The sequence below is a fragment of the Arthrobacter sp. 001422645 genome (genome assembly GCF_059816125.1).
Window position 1 is genome coordinate 92121 of sequence record NZ_JCBANT010000004.1, and the last position, 19678, is coordinate 111798.

Annotated in this window: 16 protein-coding genes and 1 tRNA gene; 11 read left to right on the top strand and 6 right to left on the bottom strand. The window is 67.7% G+C overall.

All coding sequences use genetic code 11. The features are described 5' to 3' along the window. Positions 1-236 precede the first annotated feature (236 nt). The 8 genes from AC6EUH_RS06700 to AC6EUH_RS06735 all read left to right on the top strand — a co-directional run bounded on the left by AC6EUH_RS06700 (position 237) and on the right by AC6EUH_RS06735 (position 8531). Positions 237-983: an FtsB family cell division protein gene (locus AC6EUH_RS06700; RefSeq protein ID WP_056433063.1), complete on the top strand. Its 747-nt coding sequence runs from the start codon at positions 237-239 to the stop codon at positions 981-983. Positions 984-1133: 150 nt separating this feature from the next. Next, complete coding sequence (locus AC6EUH_RS06705) at positions 1134-1838, top strand: DUF501 domain-containing protein (protein WP_499738213.1); 705 nt, start codon at positions 1134-1136, stop codon at positions 1836-1838. Then, positions 1835-2782: a Ppx/GppA phosphatase family protein gene (locus AC6EUH_RS06710; RefSeq protein WP_499738157.1), complete on the top strand. Its 948-nt coding sequence runs from the start codon at positions 1835-1837 to the stop codon at positions 2780-2782. The genes AC6EUH_RS06705 and AC6EUH_RS06710 overlap by 4 nt, the downstream gene beginning before the upstream one ends. A 135-nt stretch (positions 2783-2917) precedes the next feature. Next, positions 2918-4318, top strand: a complete 1401-nt coding sequence (locus AC6EUH_RS06715) for a S8 family serine peptidase (protein ID WP_499738158.1) — start codon at positions 2918-2920, stop codon at positions 4316-4318. Positions 4319-4356: 38 nt separating this feature from the next. Continuing rightward, positions 4357-5826: an NAD(P)/FAD-dependent oxidoreductase gene (locus AC6EUH_RS06720; RefSeq protein ID WP_056433073.1), complete on the top strand. Its 1470-nt coding sequence runs from the start codon at positions 4357-4359 to the stop codon at positions 5824-5826. A 121-nt stretch (positions 5827-5947) separates the two neighbouring features. Continuing rightward, a complete protein-coding gene (locus AC6EUH_RS06725; protein WP_499738159.1) occupies positions 5948-6895 on the top strand; it encodes an N-acetyltransferase in 948 nt (315 codons plus the stop codon). A gap of 32 nt (positions 6896-6927) precedes the next feature. Continuing rightward, positions 6928-7001, top strand: a tRNA-Leu gene (locus tag AC6EUH_RS06730). Between the two features lie 177 nt (positions 7002-7178). Further along, on the top strand, positions 7179-8531 hold the full coding sequence (locus AC6EUH_RS06735) for an ABC transporter substrate-binding protein (RefSeq protein WP_056433078.1): 1353 nt from the start codon (positions 7179-7181) through the stop codon (positions 8529-8531). A 488-nt stretch (positions 8532-9019) separates the two neighbouring features. On the opposite strand, the gene AC6EUH_RS06740 is transcribed toward AC6EUH_RS06735, so the two are convergent. Genes AC6EUH_RS06740 through AC6EUH_RS06755 form a run of 4 tightly spaced genes read right to left on the bottom strand, consistent with a single transcriptional unit; the run spans position 9020 to position 13124 of the window. Further along, positions 9020-9793 carry an ABC transporter ATP-binding protein gene (locus AC6EUH_RS06740; protein WP_056433080.1) on the bottom strand — a complete coding sequence of 258 codons (774 nt, stop codon included), beginning with the start codon at positions 9791-9793 and terminating at the stop codon, positions 9020-9022. Then, positions 9790-10866: an ABC transporter ATP-binding protein gene (locus AC6EUH_RS06745; RefSeq protein ID WP_056433083.1), complete on the bottom strand. Its 1077-nt coding sequence runs from the start codon at positions 10864-10866 to the stop codon at positions 9790-9792. Before AC6EUH_RS06745 ends, AC6EUH_RS06740 begins: the two co-directional genes overlap by 4 nt. Then, a complete protein-coding gene (locus tag AC6EUH_RS06750) occupies positions 10863-11831 on the bottom strand; it encodes a branched-chain amino acid ABC transporter permease (RefSeq protein ID WP_056433086.1) in 969 nt (322 codons plus the stop codon). The genes AC6EUH_RS06745 and AC6EUH_RS06750 overlap by 4 nt, the downstream gene beginning before the upstream one ends. 9 nt (positions 11832-11840) lie before the next feature. After that, positions 11841-13124: a branched-chain amino acid ABC transporter permease gene (locus AC6EUH_RS06755; RefSeq protein ID WP_156367647.1), complete on the bottom strand. Its 1284-nt coding sequence runs from the start codon at positions 13122-13124 to the stop codon at positions 11841-11843. Positions 13125-13676: 552 nt separating this feature from the next. On the opposite strand from AC6EUH_RS06755, the gene AC6EUH_RS06760 reads away from it, so the two are divergent. Continuing rightward, a complete protein-coding gene (locus tag AC6EUH_RS06760; protein WP_056433089.1) occupies positions 13677-14603 on the top strand; it encodes a Bax inhibitor-1/YccA family protein in 927 nt (308 codons plus the stop codon). A 146-nt stretch (positions 14604-14749) separates the two neighbouring features. On the opposite strand, the gene AC6EUH_RS06765 is transcribed toward AC6EUH_RS06760, so the two are convergent. Together AC6EUH_RS06765 and galK are read right to left on the bottom strand one after the other, a co-directional pair. Then, positions 14750-15988 carry an acetyl-CoA C-acetyltransferase gene (locus AC6EUH_RS06765; protein ID WP_056433091.1) on the bottom strand — a complete coding sequence of 413 codons (1239 nt, stop codon included), beginning with the start codon at positions 15986-15988 and terminating at the stop codon, positions 14750-14752. A 20-nt stretch (positions 15989-16008) separates the two neighbouring features. Then, complete coding sequence (gene galK / locus AC6EUH_RS06770) at positions 16009-17169, bottom strand: galactokinase (protein WP_056433094.1); 1161 nt, start codon at positions 17167-17169, stop codon at positions 16009-16011. 88 nt (positions 17170-17257) lie between these two features. Between galK and AC6EUH_RS06775 the strand changes: the two genes are divergently transcribed. Both AC6EUH_RS06775 and AC6EUH_RS06780 read left to right on the top strand, forming a co-directional pair. Then, positions 17258-18247: an aldose 1-epimerase family protein gene (locus tag AC6EUH_RS06775; protein ID WP_499738160.1), complete on the top strand. Its 990-nt coding sequence runs from the start codon at positions 17258-17260 to the stop codon at positions 18245-18247. Positions 18248-18295: 48 nt separating this feature from the next. Continuing rightward, on the top strand, positions 18296-19657 hold the full coding sequence (locus AC6EUH_RS06780; protein ID WP_056433097.1) for an AI-2E family transporter: 1362 nt from the start codon (positions 18296-18298) through the stop codon (positions 19655-19657). The last annotated feature ends 21 nt before the right edge of the window (positions 19658-19678 follow it).

Below are 19678 nucleotides of genomic sequence, written 5' to 3' on the forward strand. Positions count from 1 at the left end.
GCCGGAACCGCGAACCGGTGGCTATGGTTGAAAGACCATGGCCACCGGTTCCTTTTTTGGCACTGTTCCTTTTTGGCGCGGTTCCTTTTTGGCGCGGTTCCGCTTCTGGCGCCGCGCCGGCGCCGCTCAGCCGGCTTTTGCCGGTGCCGGTCCGGGCCACGGGGATGAGCATTGAATAGCGCTGAACCAGCAAGCCGCAAGCCAGCCGGATCAGCGCCCGGCATTACAGGAGTGACATGGCCACCCGCCGACCCAAGGTTCCCCGGGCCACGCCTGCGGCGCCGAAGTCTCCGGATACCGGCGACGGCGGCGACGTCATCCAGGCTGATTTCGGCAACTCCCGCGGGACCCAGCCGAACCCGGCCGGCACGGCTGTTCCGGCCCCCCGTCAGCACACCGGCAACGCAGCCACCGCCCGTCCGGCCGTAACCCGCCCGGCCGCAGCGCCAGGTGCAGGAACGCCGGCGTCCGCAACCGCTCCGGGGGCTCCCCGGCCGGGTGAAGCAGCGCCGGGTGCAACAACGCCGGCGGCAGCCGGGAACAGCACTGCCCCATCCTCCGGGAAGGGCGCCGCGCCGGCGGAGGACCACCCCGTGCCGGCCAAGGCATTCTCCGGCCGCATGCTGGCGCTGCTCGTCGTTATGATTGCCATCACCATCATGCTGGCGCCCACCGTCAAGATCTTCTTCGAAAAACGTGCCGAAATCGCCGAGCTGCAGGCGGACATTGCGGCGAAACAGTCCGAGCAGAATGATCTCCGGCGCCAGGTCTCCCGGTGGCAGGATCCTAACTACGTGAAGCAACAGGCCCGCGACCGCATTAACATGGTTATGCCCGGCGAGACGGGCTACTGGGTCTTTGGCAGCGATCTTCCCGCCGGATCAACCAGTGGCGCGGCCGGTACAGGATCAGCCCAAGACCCGGCCGAGCTGCCCTGGGTGGATTCCCTCTGGGAGTCCATCCGGCGCTCGGCAACAGACTAAGAAGCGGCGCCCGCCGCAGGATTGTCCGCCGGACAAAGCCAGACAGGGCAGGAAGGTGCCGCCCCCGTGGACGAGAACCGAGTGGACGAGGCCCCCGCGGCAGCGGACCCGAGCGCACACAACCCGGCAACCCCGGATTTATCCGGCTCCGTGGCGGATTCCCGCCGGCCCTCGCCCCGCGACCTCGATGTCCTGAGCAGGCAACTAGGGCGCCCGGTGCGTGACGTCGTCGAGATCCCGGCCCGCTGCGTCTGCGGCAACCCGCTGGTGGCGGCCACTTCGCCGCGGCTGAGCAATGGCACACCGTTCCCCACCACCTTCTACCTCACGCACCCGGTCATTACCTCGGCGGTGTCACGGCTGGAGGCGGCGGGCCTGATGAACGAAATGAATGAGCGGCTCGGGGGAGACGCGGACCTCGCGGCGGACTACCGCGCCGCGCATGAGGCCTATCTGGCCTCCCGCGCGGAGATCGGTTCCCGGTCAGGCATCGGAGCTGTCCCCGAGATTGACGGCATCTCCGCCGGCGGCATGCCTACCCGCGTCAAGTGCCTGCACGTCCTGGTGGGGCATTCGCTGGCCGCCGGACCGGGCGTGAACCCGCTCGGGGACGAGGCCATCGCAGCCATCAGCGAGTGGTGGACACCAGAGCGCTGCTATTGCGACGGCGCGTGGGACACCGGCGGCGAAGCCCCCTCCCAGGACCTCAGCCGGCACGGCCCGCAGGGGCTTCCGGAGATCGTGGGCCGGCCGGCCCCGGTCCGGAAGCCACGCACCGAAGATCCCGGCAGCGCCGGAGACGCCGGCGCCACCGGAACCGCCGGTTCAGCCGACGCCAGCGGGGCCGGACAGTGACCCGCGTGGCCGCCGTCGACTGCGGCACCAACTCGATCCGCCTGCTCATCGCCGATGTGGAATCGGACGGCGGTGCTCCCTGGCTGGCCGACGTCGTGCGCGAAATGCGCGTCGTCCGGCTCGGCCAGGGCGTGGACGCCACGGGCGAGCTCGCGCCGGAGGCCCTGGACCGGACCTTCGCCGCGGCCGCCGACTATGCCGGGCTGATCGAGAGCCACGGGGCCACCAGAGTGCGCTTCGTCGCGACCTCGGCCACACGCGACGCCCGCAACCGGCAGGACTTCGTGGACGGCATCCGCGGGCTCCTCGGCGTCGAACCCGAAGTGATCACCGGGGACGCGGAAGCCGCGCTGTCCTTCGCGGGCGCCAGCAGCGTCCTGCCCTCGCGCGGCGAGGATCCCATCCTCGTGGTCGACCTCGGCGGCGGGAGCACCGAGTTCGTGCTGGGCAACGCCGACGGCGTCATCGCTGCCAGGTCCGTCGACGTCGGGTGCGTCCGGATGACAGAACGCCACCTGCGCAGCGACCCGCCCACAGCCGAGCAGATCGCCGCAGCGGAGGCCGACGTCGACGCTGCCCTCGATGAAGTGGCGATGACTGTTCCGCTGGACCGCAGCACCGCCGTCGTTGGTGTGGCCGGTTCCGTCACCACCATCACGGCCCACGCGCTCCGGCTGCCGGAATACTCCGCGGAGGCCATCCATGGCACCGAACTTTCGCTCGACGACGTGCGCCGGGCCTGCACTGAACTGCTCGCCATGTCCCACGCGGAGCGCGCCACCCTGCCCTACATGCACCCCGGCCGCGTGGACGTGATCGGGGCAGGCGCCCTCGTCTGGCGGCGCGTCCTGGAACGGCTGGCTGACGCCACCGGCCACAGGGTCACGACGGCAGTCACCAGCGAACACGATATTCTTGACGGAATTGCCTTGAGTATCAGCTAGGCCGCAGGCCGGCCGCGTGGCCGGCGGACGCCCGCCCGAACGGCGCCCGTTCGCACCTCCCCACCACGATCCCTCGGCGTTCCGCAGCGCCACCGCAACCGCAGCGCCACCAGCTGTCCCGCCGATAGGACCCGAATGACCAGAGCAACAGACCGGCGACGCCGGGCCGCCTCCGCGTTGATGGCCTTGGCCCTTGCGGGCGGTACCCTTGCGGCCGGCTTGACGGCCGCGCCCGCAGCGCACGCCGATGACTGGCGCAAAAAGCAATACTGGCTCGCGGAGTCCGGCATCACCAAGGCCTGGGAGGTGTCCAAGGGCGCCAACGTCAAGGTCGCCGTGATCGACAGCGGCGTGGACGGCAAACATCCCGACCTGGCCGGCGTCCTGACCGGCGGCGTCGATGTCTCCGGTGCCGGGAGCACGGACGGCCAGAAGAGCATCGGAGCGAAGCCCGAGCACGGAACCCTTGTCGCCACTATGCTCGCAGGCCGGGGCCACCAGCCCGCGAAGTCGACGGAAAAGGCGAGCCCCAGCCCCAGCCCCAGTGCCGGGCCGACCGTCGGACCGGACGGAATCGTCGGTGTGGCCCCCGAAGCGGAGCTGCTGTCCGTTTCGACGTGGCTCGGATCGGCGAACCCGGGCGGCAAGAGCGACCAGGACCAGATTCCCCAGGCCGTCCGCTGGGCTGTCGACAACGGGGCCCGCGTCATCAACATCTCCCTCGGCAGCACCTCACCGGAATGGCCGCAGAGCTGGGACGCGGCGTTCCTGTACGCCGAGCAGAACGACGTTGTGATCGTTGCCGCCGCAGGCAACCGTGGCGGCGGCAACGTCCAGGTCGGGGCCCCCGCCACCATCCCTGGTGTGCTTACCGTCGCGGGCCTGGACCGCAAGGGAAAGGCCAGCGTCGATTCCTCGTCCCAGGGGATCAGCATCGGCGTGGCGGCCCCCGCAGAAGACCTGATCGGGGGTATGCCCGGCGGCGGCTACGTGGAATGGGCGGGCACTTCGGGCGCCACCCCCATCGTCGCCGGTGTTGCCGCGCTCATCCGTTCCAAATGGCCGGACATGACGGCCAATCAGGTCATCAACAGAATCGTGAGCACCGCGAAGGATGCCGGCGCTCCGGGGAAGGACCCGCTGTACGGATTCGGGATCCTCAACGCCGAAGCTGCGCTGAAGGACGATGTGCCGGAAACCCGGGTCAATCCGCTGGGGTCGATTTCCGACTGGATCCGGGTGCACCGTCGGGGCAACCTGTCCAGCGCACCGGCCGCAGCCGCGCCGACCCCGTCCAGCGCCGCGCCCACCCTCCCGGAGCCCACTGTCCCGGTGGCGGAGGCCCCGTCCGGGCTGGACAGCGCCGTGCCGGCCATGGTGGTGCTCGGCTTCGGCGGACTGTTCCTGTGCATCGTGGGAGCCGCCTTCTTCCAGCTCCGGCGTGCGGTCCGGACGGACCCGAAGGCCGGGTCCGACAGCTCCGGAAACCCGGAAACCGGGGTGCTTGATTCCGCGGATTCCAGCGGGAAGCCGTAGTTAGTGAAGTTTTTCACAAAGTGCGGTATTCTTGGGGAATGGCATCCTCCCCTCAGCTCCAGGACCGTCCCAGGGTACTCGTCGTCGGCGGCGGGTACGTCGGCCTGTACGTAGCCCTCAAACTGCAGAAGAAGATCGCGAATGCCGGTGGCATCGTCACCCTCGTTGATCCCCTGCCCTACATGACCTACCAGCCCTTCCTCCCCGAAGTTGCCGGCGGCAACATCGAGGCACGCCACGCCGTTGTCTCGCACCGCAAGCACCTCAAGCAGACGGAACTGATCCAGGGCCGCGTCACGTCGATCGACCACGCCAGCCGCACGGCTGTTGTGGCCCCGGCCGACGGCGGCGAGACCTTCGAGGTTCCGTACTTCGACGTCGTGGTGGCCGCAGGCGCGATCACCCGCACGTTCCCGATCAAAGGGCTCGCGGACAAGGGCATCGGCCTCAAGACCATCGAGGAAGCCGTCGCCCTGCGCAACGGTGTGCTCGAGCGGATCGAAGCCGGCTCTCTGATGACCGACCCGGTGGAACGCGCCCGGGCCCTGACCTTCGTCGTCGTCGGCGGCGGCTTCGCCGGCATCGAATGCATCACCGAGATGGAAGACCTGGCCCGCGCCGCGGTCAAGAACAACCCGCGCGTCAAGCAGGAGGAAGTCCGCTTCGTCCTGGTCGAGGCCATGGGCCGGATCATGCCGGAAGTCACCGCCAACCAGGCCGAGTGGGTTGTCGAGCACCTCCGCAGCCGCGGCATCGAGGTCTTGCTCAACACCTCCCTCGACAACGCCGAGGGCTCCTTGAAGCTCATCAACCTCCCGGACAAGACCCCGGCCCAGGAATTCGAGTCGGACACCCTGGTCTGGACTGCCGGTGTGCAGGCCAACCCGATGATCCGTTCCACCGACTTCCCGCTGGAGCCCCGCGGCCGCGTGCGCGTCCTTCCGGATCTGCGCATCGCCGGGGACGAAGGCATCATCGAAAACGCTTGGGCCGCCGGCGACATTGCAGCCGTGCCGGACCTCACGGGCAGCGGGCTGCCGGACGGCACCTGCGTCCCCAACGCCCAGCACGCCCTGCGCCAGGCCAAGCGGCTTGCCAAGAACCTGTGGGCATCCCGCTGGGACAAGCCCCTCAAGGACTACAAGCACAAGAACCTGGGCGCCGTTGCCGGATTCGGCGAATGGAAGGGTGTCGCCAACCTCAACATCGTCGGCCGGATTGGTCTCAAGGGACCCCTCGCCTGGCTTGCACACCGCGGCTACCACGGCCTGGCCATGCCCACTGTGGAACGCAAGCTCCGCGTGATCTTCGGCTGGATCCTGGCGTTCTTCGTTGGCCGCGACACCACCCAGCTGGTCGATCTGGACAACCCCCGCGGTGCGTTCGTTGCCGCCGCGACACCGGCACCCAAGCCGGCTGCGGCTCCCGCCGCGCCTTCGGCTGAGAAGCCGGCGGCCGGGGCGGGCAAGGCTGCCAACAAGGAAGCCGTGTCGGCAGACTCGAAGTAGCCTGCATCACCGTTCGACGGCGGCCGTTCCCCTGTGGGGGAGCGGCCGCCGTCGCTGTTAAGCCGTCATCATCCGCCGGATCCCGGCCCGCACCGGGCGGTGCCCCGCCTAGACTTGCCCCATGACAGCTGAAAAGGACCTCCACACCCTGCTGGCCACCATGCACCCGGAACTCCGTGAGGGCGAGTTCGTCTACGTCCTCTGGCCCCACGGCAGGCCCCTCGCCGGTGCGGTCGCTGCCGCCGTCCGCGAGGCAGAGGGCCTGACCGTCGTCCTGCCGCGGGCCGAAGCCGACAGCCTCGGACTGTCCTACGACTTCGTCGGAGCATGGATCACCCTCCAGGTGCACTCCTCCCTCGAGGCCATCGGCCTGACCGCCGCCGTCAGCGCCGCCCTGACCGAGGCCAAGATCAGCTGCAACGTCCTGGCCGGCTTCCATCACGACCACATTCTGGTCCCTGTCGCGGACGCCGACCGGGCGCTCGAGGTGCTGCACGAGCTGGTCGCGGCCAGCGGGGAGCACAAGCCCGCCCCGGAACTGGTGTTGCGCAGTGAACAGCCCGCGGACCGGCCTGCCGTCCTGGCCCTCACCGCCGCGGCCTTCGCGGTCTCACCGGTCACCGGGCTGCCCGTCCAGGGCGAGCCCGAGGAAGTGGCACTCCTGGCCGCGCTCTTCGAGTGCGAGGACTACCTGCCGGAGTTCAGCGTCATCGCTGAGCTCGGCGGCGAGGTCGTTGGTCACGTCATCAGCACCCGTGCCTGGGCGGGGGAGCTGGCGCTATTGGGCCTGGGCCCCATCGGCGTCGTCCCGCGCCTGCAGCGGCACGGCATCGGCAGCGCGCTGATGAAGGAAACGATCGCCCGGGCCAACGCCGCGGGGGAGCGCGGCATCGCGCTTCTGGGCGATCCGGAGTACTACTCGCGGTTCGGCTTCGTGGCGTCCACCTCCCTCGGCGTGGAGGCCCCCGACCCGGCCTGGGGCGGGCATTTCCAGCTGCTGCCGCTGGCCGTCTGGCCCGGCGGCGTGAGCGGGACATTCCGCTACGCCAAGCCGTTCGGCGTCGCCTAGCCGGCGGTCCGGCGGGATACCATTGACCGGGCGCCCCAGTAGCCCAATTGGCAGAGGCAGCGGACTTAAAATCCGCGTGTTGTGGGTTCGAGTCCCACCTGGGGCACTGTTCCTGGCGCGCCCGGGTCCGGCGGCCAGATTTCCTCTATGCAACGAGTGTTATAAGGATGTGACCGTAGTCACTTTGGATCGGGCCGGAATTGCACTAGCTTGAAGTTAAATCAGGAACACCTGATCATTCGCATCAAAGGCCGTTCGCACCTTTAGATCGAGGAGATTGTAAATGACTTCACTCCCCCAGGTGGCACCCCGCATCGCTAAGCTGACCGCGCTTAGCATCGGCGTCGCCCTTCTGGCTACGGCTTGTGGTGGCTCGTCCACCCCGACGTCGACCGGATCCGCCTCTGCCAACGCCGCGGGCATCGCCTGCCCGGCACCCAGCGCTGGAGCTGGCGCCGGAACATCGGCCGCGACCAACACCGGCCAGGTTCCTGCTTCCACCACCACCACTGACACCCCGCTGAAGATCGGCTCGCTCCTGCCGACCACCGGGTCGCTGGCCTTCCTTGGCCCGCCCGAGATCGCGGGTGTCAACCTTGGCATCAAGGAAATCAACTCGGCCGGCGGTGTGCTGGGTAAGCCGGTGCAGGTCATCCACCGCGACTCCGGCGACACCAAGACCGACATCGCCACGCAGTCCACCACCGCCCTCCTGGGCCAGGGCGTCGGCGCCATCATCGGTGCCGCATCCTCCGGCGTTTCCAAGACCGTGATCAACCAGATCACCGGCGCAGGCGTCATCCAGTTCTCCCCGGCGAACACCTCGCCTGACTTCACCGACTGGGACGACAAGGGCCTCTACTGGCGCACCGCTCCCTCTGACGTGCTACAGGGCAAGGTCCTCGGCAACTACATGGCCACCTGTGGCGCCCAGACCGTTGGCATGATCGTCCTGAACGACGCTTACGGAACAGGCCTCGCGAAGAACGTGAAGTCGGCGTTCGAGGCAGCCGGCGGCCAGGTCGTCGCAGAGGAACTCTTCAACGAAGGTGATTCCCAGTTCAGCAGCCAGGTGGACAAGGTCATCGCCGCGAAGCCGGATGCCATCGCCCTGATCACCTTTGACCAGGCCAAGAGCATCGTGCCGCTGATGACCGGCAAGGGCATCAAGCCCACGCAGCTCTTCCTCGTAGACGGCAACATGTCCGACTACAGCAAGGACTTCCAGGCCGGAACCCTGAAGGGCGCCCAGGGCACCATCCCGGGCACCTTCGCGAAGGAGGACTTCAAGAAGAAGCTCCTGGCCATCGATCCCGCGCTGAAGGACTACAGCTACGCAGGCGAATCCTACGACGCCGCAAACCTGATCGCACTGGCTTCCGAAGCCGCCAAGAGCACCAAGGGCGTCGACATCGCCAAGCAGCTCAAGGCAGTCTCGGAAGGCGGCGAAAAGTGCAGCGACTTCCCGACCTGCGTCACCCTGCTCCGCAACGGCAAGGACATCGACTACGACGGCCAGTCCGGCCCCGTAACGTTCTCCGACGCCGGTGACCCGACCGAAGCATACGTCGGCATCTACGAGTTCCAGGATGACAACACCTACAAGGCATCCAAGGAAGAGTTCGGCAAGCTCTAAGCCCACCCTTCCCAAGCCACCAGGAGACCCCCGCCCCTTGGGCGGGGGTCTTTTGCGTGCGGGGGAGCAGTCGGGGCGTCAGGCGCAGCGGCCTTTTGAACGGCATGGGACTGCCCGACGGCGGGAACCCGGCTCCGTGGTTCGACGGCCCGGCCAGAACGCTGCGCTGCATGACACCGCGTCGTTTTGGGAGGGAGTGGCAGGTGGGATTAACGCTGAGGGCGACGGAGGCAGATGCTTGTGAAAGCGCCGTGGTTGCGCTGGGCCCACGGGGGGCGGGGTTCCCTGCCCGAGCGTGCGAGGGGAGGGGGCCGCCGGGGAGGGACGAGCGCAGGCGCCGAGCAAGCGGCTGCGGAGGCGCCCGGAGGTCACCACGGAGGCGCCCGGAGCCGCCGGGGACGGCGGGAAGCCCGGACGTTGGACCCCGGGCACGCAGAAGGGCCGCCACCGGCTGGTGACGGCCCTTCTGCTGCGGTGCTGCCGGGGGATTACTCGACGGTGTCGGCGAGGGTGCCCAGGTACAGCTGAATGACCTTCGGGTCCTTCATGAGCTCCCGGCCGGTGCCGGTGTACGCGTCCTTGCCCTGGTCCAGGACATAGCCGCGGTCGCAGATCTGCAGGCAGCGCCGGGCATTCTGTTCCACCATGATGACCGAAACGCCTGCACGGTTGATCTCGTGAACCCGGAGGAAGGTCTCATCCTGCTTGACAGGGGAGAGGCCCGCCGAGGGCTCGTCGAGCAGCAGCACGGCCGGGTCCATCATGAGGGCCCGTCCCATCGCAACCATCTGGCGTTCGCCGCCGGAGAGCGAGCCCGCGCGCTGGGCGCGCCGCTTGCCGAGTTCCGGGAACAGGCCCGTGACGAAGTCGAAGCGCTCCGCAAAGTCCTTGGGCCGCTGGAACATGCCCATCTGGAGGTTTTCCTCGATGGTCAACGCGGCGAACACGTTGTTGTTTTGCGGCACAAAGCCGATGCCCCGGCTGACGAGCTTGTTGGCCTTCAGCCCGGTGATGTCCTGCCCGCGCACCACGACGGAACCCGAGTGGACCTTGACCAGGCCGAACATCGCCTTGAGCAGGGTCGACTTACCTGCGCCGTTGGGACCGATAATGCCAATCAGCTCACCCTTGCGGGCCTCGATGCTGCAGCCGTTGAGGATGTTGACGCCCGGGATGTAGCCGGCCACCAGATCGGTGACCTTGACGACCGAATCCTCGTCATGGACTGGTGTGGCGGCGGCTGCCGCGCTGGTGGCGCTCATTCTGTGTCCTTCTCTGTGCGGGTCGGCTCCTCGGCGCTGCGCCGTCCGCGCGGCGGACCGTTGCTGTCCGGGACCGCGGGCGAATCCGTTTCACCGGCGACGACGTCGAGCGAGATGATGCCGGCATTTTCGGTGCCGACGATCGATTCCTCATCGGCGACCAGTTCAGCGGCCAGCTCCTTGATGCCTTCCGAGTCACCGAGATCCACGTCGTGGTGGGCGCCCAGGTAAGCGTCGATCACGGCCGGATTCTTCATGACCTCGACCGGCGGGCCTTCGGCCACAATCTTGCCTTCGGCCATGACCACGACCCAGTCGGCGATGTGCCGCACCATGTGCATGTCGTGCTCGACGAACAGCACGGTCATGCCCTCGGCCTTGAGGTTCTTGATGTGGTCCAGCAGCGACTGCGTCAGCGCCGGGTTGACGCCTGCCATCGGCTCGTCGAGCATGACCAGCTTGGGCCGGACCATCAGCGAGCGGGCCATTTCCAGGAGCTTGCGCTGTCCGCCGGACAGGGACGCGGCGTAGTCGTCCTTCTTGGCGTCCAGCTTGAACTTCTCCAGCAGCACATTGGCTTCCTGGGTGATCTTCTTTTCCTGGCCGCCCCAGATACCCTTGAACAGGGCCTTGGACAGCCGCTCGCCGGACTGATGGGAGGCGCCGAGACGCATGTTCTCCATCACGGTGAGCTTGCCCATGACCTTGGTCAGCTGGAACGTGCGGACCATGCCCATCCGGGCCACCTTGTAGGAGGAGACCCCGGCGAGGCTGTTGCCCTCGAACTGCCACTTGCCCGTGTTGGGGGTGTCGAAGCCGGTCAGCAGATTGAACAGCGTGGTTTTGCCCGCACCGTTCGGGCCGATCAGTGCGGTGATTTTGTGCCGCGGGATTTCGAGATACTCGACGTCGACGGCGTTGATGCCGCCGAAGCTGCGGGTGACGTTTTCCGCGACCACGATCGGATCGCGCTTCTTGCAGCCGGGGGCGGCCTCGCCCGCGGCGATCGGACGCGTGTCCGTCATGTAGTCGATATTTTCCGACTCTCGGGGTTCTTCGCTCTGCGTGCTCATGCGAACGCCAGCTCCTTCTTGTTGCCGAGGACACCTTGGGGCCTGAAGATCATCAGCAGCATCAGCGCGACACCCACCAGGATGTAGCGCAGCTGGCCGGCCTGGACGGTGTTCAGCCAGGTGATGGCGCCGGATTCGATCAGGCCGTACAGGATGCCTTGAGTGAGGGACAGCACGACCCAGAAGATCATGGCGCCGACGACCGGCCCCAGCACCGTGCCCAGGCCGCCGAGCAGCAGGCAGGTGTAGAGGAAGAACGTCAGTTCGGTGCCGTAGTTCGCCGGCTGGACCGCGCCGCGGGGGAGGGTGAAGATCATGCCGGCCAGGGCGCCGAGGACACCACCGATGATCAGGGCCTGCATCTTGTAGGCGTACACGTTCTTGCCGAGCGAGCGGACGGCGTTTTCGTCTTCACGGATGCCCTTGAGGACGCGCCCCCAGGGGCTGCGCATCAGCAGCCACACCAAGGTGCAGAACAGGGCCACGACTGCCCAGGCGACTACCCGGATGAAGAAGTCGCGGTTGTTCATGCCCATGTAGGAACCCGGAGGGAACGGGTTCATCGCGTAGAAGTCACCTTCAAACGCGGCGAGGCCGTTGGCCGAACCGGTGATGGCGGTCAGCTGGTTGGTCGTGACGATGTAACGGACGATCTCCGCCGCCGCGATCGTGACGATGGCCAGGTAGTCGGCCCGCAGCCGGAGGGTGGGAATACCCAGCAGCAACGCGAAGATGGCCGAGCAGACCACGGCGATCAGAAGACCGACGAAGAACGGAACACCGAACGTCAGGGTGGAGATGGCGAAGCCGTAGGCTCCCACCGCCATGAAGCCGGCCTGGCCGAAGTTGAGCAGGCCGGCGTAGCCGAAGTGAACCGCAAGGCCGAGCGTGGCGAGGGCGTATGCCGCCGTCGTCGGGCTAAACAGTTCTCCGGCAGCGCTGGAAAAAATAAATCCGAAGTCCATGGCTGTCTCCTAACCCACGCGCTCGCGCCGGCCCAAGATGCCTTGGGGCCGGATCAGAAGGACAATAATCATGATGAACAGTGCTCCCACGTATTTAAGGTCGGCGGCGAGGCCGAACACGGTGGTCAGCTCCACGAAGATGCCGACGATGATGGAGCCGATCAGGGCGCCCCACACAGTGCCGAGGCCACCCAGCGTGACGCCGGCGAAGATGAGCAGCAGGATCTGCGAACCCATGTCGAACGTGACACCGGGCCGGTAGTACGCCCACAGGATGCCGCCGAGGGACGCGAGCATGCCGCCGGTGACCCAGACAATCCGGATGACGGAGTCGACGTCGATGCCGGAGGCCGCCGCCAGGGCCGGGTTGTCGGCGACCGCGCGGGTGGCTTTGCCGAGGCGGGTCTTGAGAAGAACGACGCCGAGGATCGCAATGACCACCGCGCTGATCACGAGGGACCAGAGGTTGTTGGGGGAGATGGAGATCGGGCCGAGCTGTATCTCCGAGCTCTGGGCGAACGGCAGCTGCTGGGTGGCGCCGCCGAAGAAGAACTGGATCACGTAGCGGACGGCCAGCGCGAGGCCGATGCTGACGATCATCATCGGAACCAGGCCGGTGCCGCGGCGCCGCAGCGGCTTCCACAAGCCCGCGTCCTGGACGTATCCGAATAGACCGCCGCCGAGCAGCGCGAGCAGGATGGCCAGCCAGAACGGAAGGTTCATGGCGTTGAAGGAGAACACCAGGACGGCGCCGAGGGTGACCATTTCACCGTGGGCGAAGTTGGTCAACCCGGTGGTGCCGAAGATCAGCGAGAGGCCAACGGAGGCAAGGGCCAGCAGAAGACCGAAGCTCAGGCCCGCCACGAGGCGGTTGATCAGGTTCTGGCCGAAATCCTGCTGCTGCACCACGATGCCTTCGCCGAAGGCGAAGATCACCGAGAGGTTGGAGGTCTGGCTGAAGGTGACTTCGCGGGGGTTTTGCTGGCCCTCCGCGAGCTGAATGCCCTCCGGGAGCGTGGATTCATCCAGCTCGACCTTGTAGGTTCCCTGGGTGGGTACCCCGATAGTCCAGGAGCCGTTGGCATTCGACGTCGCCGTTCCGGTGAAGTCGCCGTTCGTGGCGGTGATGGTGACGTCAGCGATCGGGGCGCGGTCGTCGCCGCGCAGGAAGCCGCTGATGCTGTTCTGGAACGTGGTTGCCGACGGGGATGGTGTCGGAGAGGGGCTCGTGGCCTGTGATGCCGGCGCGACGATCAGCAGTAGCGCGGCCACGGCGGCAAAAACAGCCCCCACAACTTTCAGCAGTCTGCCGCGCCGTCTCTGCGACAGGCCTCTCGGTGTGCTTCTCAAAATGAAAACCTCCACATGGGGGTGGTGTGGGTTGCGCCATTGCAACCGCTGCGAACAGTCAGGGGGACGGAGGGTGGTGCGTGGTGCGATGCGGTGGAGCGGTAAGGCTTGTGATATCCGTCACCCTGTTTGGCTTATGTTACAGCCCGCGCGGGGCAAAGAATGCCGTCGCGAGCAGGCGGAACGTCGCGATCGGGTAACAACCGTGAAGCCCGGGCGGCGGGGTGCTTTACCTGTCCTAAAGTAAACTTTTGTTGATCCGGAGTATGCCTAAACATTCCGTCGCCGCGCAGCGCCGTCCGGAGCCGGAACACGGCGGAGAGGTCACGGTTGGGTTGCGGGAGCGGCGTCCCGGGAACTATCCCTGCATGCCAGCTGTTGGAATTGGTAGCGTGTTGTAACGAGCACCGACTTGTAACGAGCCCCGACTCGTAACGAGTTCCGACAGATCACCACCGGATCAATACTCACCCCCTTATTTGGAGGACACCAGCAATGGCACTTGGCGGAAACCCAGTCTTCAACGGAAAGAACTTCCGTGGAGCCACCCAGGCACCGCCTGCCCCGCAGGCGTACGGACAGGGCCACTACGGACAGGGCCAGTACGGCCAGGTTCCGGGCCGCGCCCCGGGCCAGGTCATGGACGGCCAGGCCGGCTGGAGCGCTGCCCAGCAGGGCATGACCCAGGGCCAGCTCCAGGACATGTACAACCGGCCCGCCGCCGGCCCCGCCGACACGGGACGCATGACCTACGACGACGTCATCATGAAGACCGCGGCCTGCCTCGGCGCCGTGGTTGCCGGTGCCGCCGTCACCCTGGTGGTGGCAGAGGGCCTGGCCTACATGCTCATGATCGTCGGCGCGCTGGGCGGATTCGTCCTCGCCCTGGTCAACACCTTCAAGAAGCAGCCGTCTCCTGCGCTGATCCTGGCCTACGCAGCCCTCGAGGGTCTTTTCCTCGGCGGCCTGACGCGGATCCTGGACAACATGTACCCGGGCGTCGGCCTGCAGGCCGTGATCGGCACGCTCTCCGTGTTCGCCGTGACCCTGGTGCTCTTCCGGAGCGGCAAGGTCCGGGCCACGCCGAAGGCCATGCGCTTCTTTATGATCGCCACCATCGGCTACGCCGTCTTCGCGCTCATCAACATGGTCATGATGTGGACCGGCGCCGTCGATTCCCCGTTCGGCCTGCGCACCTCAATGGAGATCATGGGCATCCCGCTGGGCGTCTTCATCGGCGTGCTGGCGATCGGCCTGGCCGCGTTCTCGCTGATTATGGACTTCACCAGCATCGAAGCCGGCGTCCGTAGCGGCGCCCCGCAGCGCTTCTCCTGGACCGCGGCCTTCGGCCTCACGGTGACCCTGGTGTGGCTCTACGTTGAGATCATCCGCCTCCTGGCGATCCTCCGCGGCGACGAGTAACACCCGCGGCTGATTGCCGGTACCTGAGAACCAAGAAAGAGGAGCCCCGCCACACGGCGGGGCTCCTCTTTGCAGTTGTGGCGGCGCTGTGCGCCAATCTTGTGCGGTGGCGGGCGGCGGCGGTGCCGACGGCGGTAGGCGCCCGCTCAGCCCAGCCGCTCCAGCACCACGGCCATGCCCTGGCCGCCGCCGACGCACAACGTGGCCAGCCCCAGGGTCGCATCGCGTTCCCGGAGGCCGTTGAGCAGGGTGGTGGTCATCCGGGCGCCGGTCATGCCGAAAGGATGGCCCAGTGCGATGGCGCCGCCGTGGACGTTGAGCTTGTCATGATCGATCCCGAGTTCCTTGGCGCTGGCGACGACCTGCACCGCGAAGGCCTCGTTGAGTTCCACCAGGTCGATGTCCTGGATACCCAGCCCGGCCAGGTCCAGCGCCCGTCGGCTCGCCTCCACCGGGCCCATGCCCATGAGCTCGGGGGAGAGGGCGCTGACGCCGGTGGAGATAATCCGCGCCAGAGGTTCCAGCCCGAGTTCGCGCGCCCGCGAATCGCTCATCACCACGACGGCGGCCGCTCCGTCGTTCAGCGGGCAGGCGTTGCCGGCGGTGACGGTGCCCTCGGCGCGGAAGACCGGCTGCAGGGCGCTGACCGACTCCATAGTGACGCCGGCCCGCGGGGAGTCGTCCCGGTCGATCACGGTGCCGTCCCTGCGGGTGTAGGCGGTGATCTCGCGGGCATAGAATCCGGAGGCGATGGCTGCCTCGGCGCGGTTCTGGCTCAGCACGGCCCAGGCGTCCTGGTCCGCCCGGCTGATGCCGAAGCTGGTTGCGACGTTTTCGGCGGTCTGGCCCATGGCGATATAGATGTCCGGCATACGGCCGCCCAGCCGCGGATCCGTCCACGGGGTATTGGACCCCGCCCTGGCGGCGGTGCGCTGCCGGGCGGCATCAAAGAGCGGATTGTGCGTGCTGGCGTCCGTCTCTCCCGCGCCGGCCCAGTCACGGTAACGGGACACGGACTCCACTCCGGCGGCAACAAACGCGTGTCCTTCGCCGGCCTTGATGGCGTGGAAGGCCATCCGGAGCGTTTGCAGGCTGGAGGCGCAGAAGCGGTTGATCGTGGCCCCGGGAACGTTGTCCAGTCCGGCCAGGATGGTGACCACCCTGGCCATGTTGGAACCGGCTTCGCCGCTGGGCTCGGCGCAGCCCAGATAGAGATCGTCCAGGCCCCGGCCCGCGTCGTCGGCCGCGTCGAAGGACGGAATCCGGGCCAGCGCCGCGGTCACCATGGCGGTCGCGAGGTCGTCGGGCCGTTCGTCCTTCAGCGACCCTTTGAAGGCGCGTCCGATCGGGCTTCTGGCAGTGGAAACAATGACGGCTTCTGGCATGCGCCCAGCCTACGCTCCGCCTATGCCAGGCGCATCGCCCCGGCTGCCGGCCGGACGCTGAAGATCTCCGGTGGCGCGTACCCGGCCGCCGCGAAGGCAAGTCCGACGGCGGCGCGCACCTGCCGCTCGGCCGCTGCCGGGGTGAGCGCGATGGCCGAACCGCCGAAACCGCCCCCGGTCATCCGGGCGCCGACCGCGCCGGCGGAACGGGCAGCCTCGACGGCGACGTCCAGTTCCGGGCAGGAGATCTCGAAGTCGTCCCGCATCGAGGCGTGGGACGCATCCAGCAGCGGTCCGATCGCCGCCGGCCCGGCGGTTTCCAGGACCTTGACCGCCTGCAGGACCCGCTCATTTTCCGTCACCACGTGCCGCACCCGGCGGAACGTCTCCGGGTCCAGACGGCCGGCCGCCGCGTCCAGGTCGTCCGGCCCGACGTCGCGCAACGCCTTGACTCCGAGGATCCCGGCACCCCGTTCGCAGGAGGCGCGCCGGGACGCGTAGCCGCCGCCGGCGTGGGAATGCGACACCTTCGTGTCGATCACGAGCGGCACCAGCCTGGCGCTGTCGGCGTCGAACGGCACCAGCCGGATGTCCTGGCTGCGGCAGTCGAGGAAGAGGACATGCCCGGCCGCCCCGCGCAGGGACGCTGACTGGTCCATGATGCCGGTGGGGGCGCCGACGAAGTCATTTTCCGCGCGCTGGGTCGCCAGGACCATCTCCCGAGTATCCAGGCCCGCCGCGGCGAGCTCGTTGACCGCTGTGATGACGGCGCATTCGATGGCGTGGGAGGAGGACAGCCCGGCGCCGCGCGGAACGTCGGAGTCCAGCAGCAGGTCCAGTCCGCCCACGTGGAGTCCGCGCTGCTGCAGCGCCCAGAGGACCCCCAGCGGATATTTGGTCCAGCCCCTCGCCGTGCCCCGGCTGAGGGATCCGGCATCCACCGTGGTCAGTCCTTGGTTGCCGAAGGTGGACAGCAGCCTGATGGTGGAGTCCGAACGCCGGCGGACCGCCACGCGGGCGGTCCTGTTGATCGCAAACGGCAGCACGAAACCCTCGTTGTAGTCGGTGTGCTCGCCGATCAGGTTAACCCGGCCCGGGGCCTGCCACACCCCGTCCGGCGCAGCGCCGAAGACGGACTGAAACCTGGCGGCCAGCTGCCCGGCGTCGAGGCGCGGCGTCATGCCGCGCCGGCTGCGGTGGCGGTCCTAAAATGGCGCGTCATGGATCCACGGTATACGCCGCGGCGCGCGGCTGGGTACGGTGGGGACCATGGACCTGCAAAGCCCCGCTTCCCCGGAATCCCCCCACAGCGCGAACTCCACCGGCGGCCCCGGCCCGGACCCTTCCGTCCGGCGCTATGCCACGGGCCGGCAGTATGAGCTGCGGCGCGGTGACGCGCTCGCCGTCGTCACCGAACTGGCCGCCGGGCTGCGGCTGTACAGCCGGGGCGGCGCGGCACTGACGGAGAGTTACGGGGACGGGGAGATTTCGCCGGGCGCCGCCGGCATTACGCTGGCGCCGTGGGCCAACCGCGTGGAGGACGGCGTCTGGTACCTCAACGGCAAGAAGCAGCAGCTGGACATCACCGAGGTGTCCCGCAACAATGCCAGCCACGGACTGCTGCGCAACGCCTCCTATGAACTGGTCGACGAATCCGAATTCTCGGTCACCCTCGAATCGGCCGTGTTCCCGCAGCACGGGTACCCCTTCCTGCTGCGCCACCGGGTGCGTTACGAACTGGCCGCGGACCTGGGCCTTGTGGTCCGGCAGCAGCTGATCAACGATTCCCAGGAGCCGGCTCCGTTCGTCCTCGGCGCCCATCCCTACCTCCGGCTTGGGGACGTGCCCAGCGAGCAGCTCACTGTCACTGTGGGTGCCCGCACAAGGCTTGAGACGGACCAGCGCCTGATCCCGCGCGGCACGGAACCCGTGAGCGGCGACTTCGACCTCCGTGGTGGGCGGCTGGTGGCCGATCTGGACCTCGATTCCGCCTACACCGACCTGGCGTTCGACGCTGGCATTGCCCGCCACACGCTGAGCGCACCGGACGGGCGCCACGTGAGCCTCTGGCAGGACGCCAGCTGCGGCTACGTCCATGTCTTCGTCACCACGCAGTTCCCGGGCAGGGCCAAGGCCGTGGCGATCGAACCGATGACCGGTCCGGCCAACGCGTTCAACAGCGGCGACGGCCTCCGCTGGCTGCCGCCGGGGGAGCGGTTCGCCATGACGTGGGGGATCAGCGCGTCCCTTGAGCCGTGAGGGACGGCAGCGTTTCCCATCCGGGCGGCGCTGGTGAATCATGGGGCTATGACCCCAGCTGACCCGGCCGCCCCGCGAGACCATTCCGACGCAGCCCGTGCTGCCACCCGTCACTCGGCCGGCGCCGCCGCCACATTCCCCGCCGGCGTCTCCACCGCACAGGTGCGGGCTGTCACGGACCGGGAAATCGACCAAGACATCCCGTACGGCGTGCGGATCGCAGCCTCGTGGTCCTGGCGCCTCGGGCTCATCATTCTTATGGCCGGCGCGCTGGTGTGGCTGCTTAGCAGGGTCAGCTTCCTCCTGATTCCGGTCATGGTTGCCGCGCTGCTGGCCGGGTTGCTGGCGCCGGTGAAGAACTGGCTCCGGCGGAACCGGGTTCCCAACGGTCTCGCGGTCGCCATCACCGTCCTGGGCTTCATCGGTGTGATCGGCGGGGCGCTGGCCCTCGTCGGCCGGCAGCTCGTAGCCGGCTTCGCCGAGCTGTGGAGCGAGGCGCTGACCGGGATCCAGAAAATCCAGGTCTGGCTCGCGGACGGCCCGCTGCACCTCTCCGCGGCCCAGATCGACCAGTACCTGAAAGAGGGCACGGCCGCCCTGCAAGACAACAGCAGCAGCATTCTCAGCGGCGCGCTCTCCTTTGGCAGCACGGCCGGGCACTTCGCGGCCGGCATGATCCTGGCGCTGTTCATCCTGATCTTCTTCCTGCTGGAAGGAGACCGCATCTGGGCCTTCCTCGTGCGGCTCCTGCCCCGGAAAGCACGCGCCGCAACCGACGGAGCCGGCCGCGTCGGCTGGGCCTCGATGGTGAGCTACGCCAGGATCCAGATGTTCGTCGCCTTCGTGGACGCAGTCGGGATCGGTGTCGGGGCCGCGATCATCGGCGTGCCGCTGGCCCTGCCGCTGGGTGTGTTGGTGTTCCTCGGCTCCTTCATCCCGATCGTCGGCGCCCTCGTGACCGGCGCCGTCGCCGTCCTGCTGGCGCTCGTTGCCAACGGCTGGGTCAACGCGCTGATCATGCTGGGGATCGTTTTGCTGGTCCAGCAGCTGGAGAGCCACATCCTCCAGCCCCTGGTGATGGGCAAGGCCGTCTCGCTGCACCCCGTGGCCGTCATCCTGGCCGTCGCCGCCGGGTCCTACCTTGCCGGAATTCCCGGGGCCCTGTTCTCTGTTCCCATCCTGGCCGTAGCAAACTCGTCGATTCGCTACATTGCCGGCAGAACGTGGGAACATGAAAGTGCGCCGGCCACCTGGGGCCAGCAGGACATTCCTGGACCTGCGTCCGGCGCGGAAATCCCCGTGGGGGACGCCCGCCTGCCGGGCGTAGCCTCCGGCCGCGGCAACGGCGCCGCACCCGACGACGGTTCCCCGGGCAGCGATGCCGGACGGGGTGCCGGGTCCACACCCTGATCCGAAGTCTGATCCGAAAAA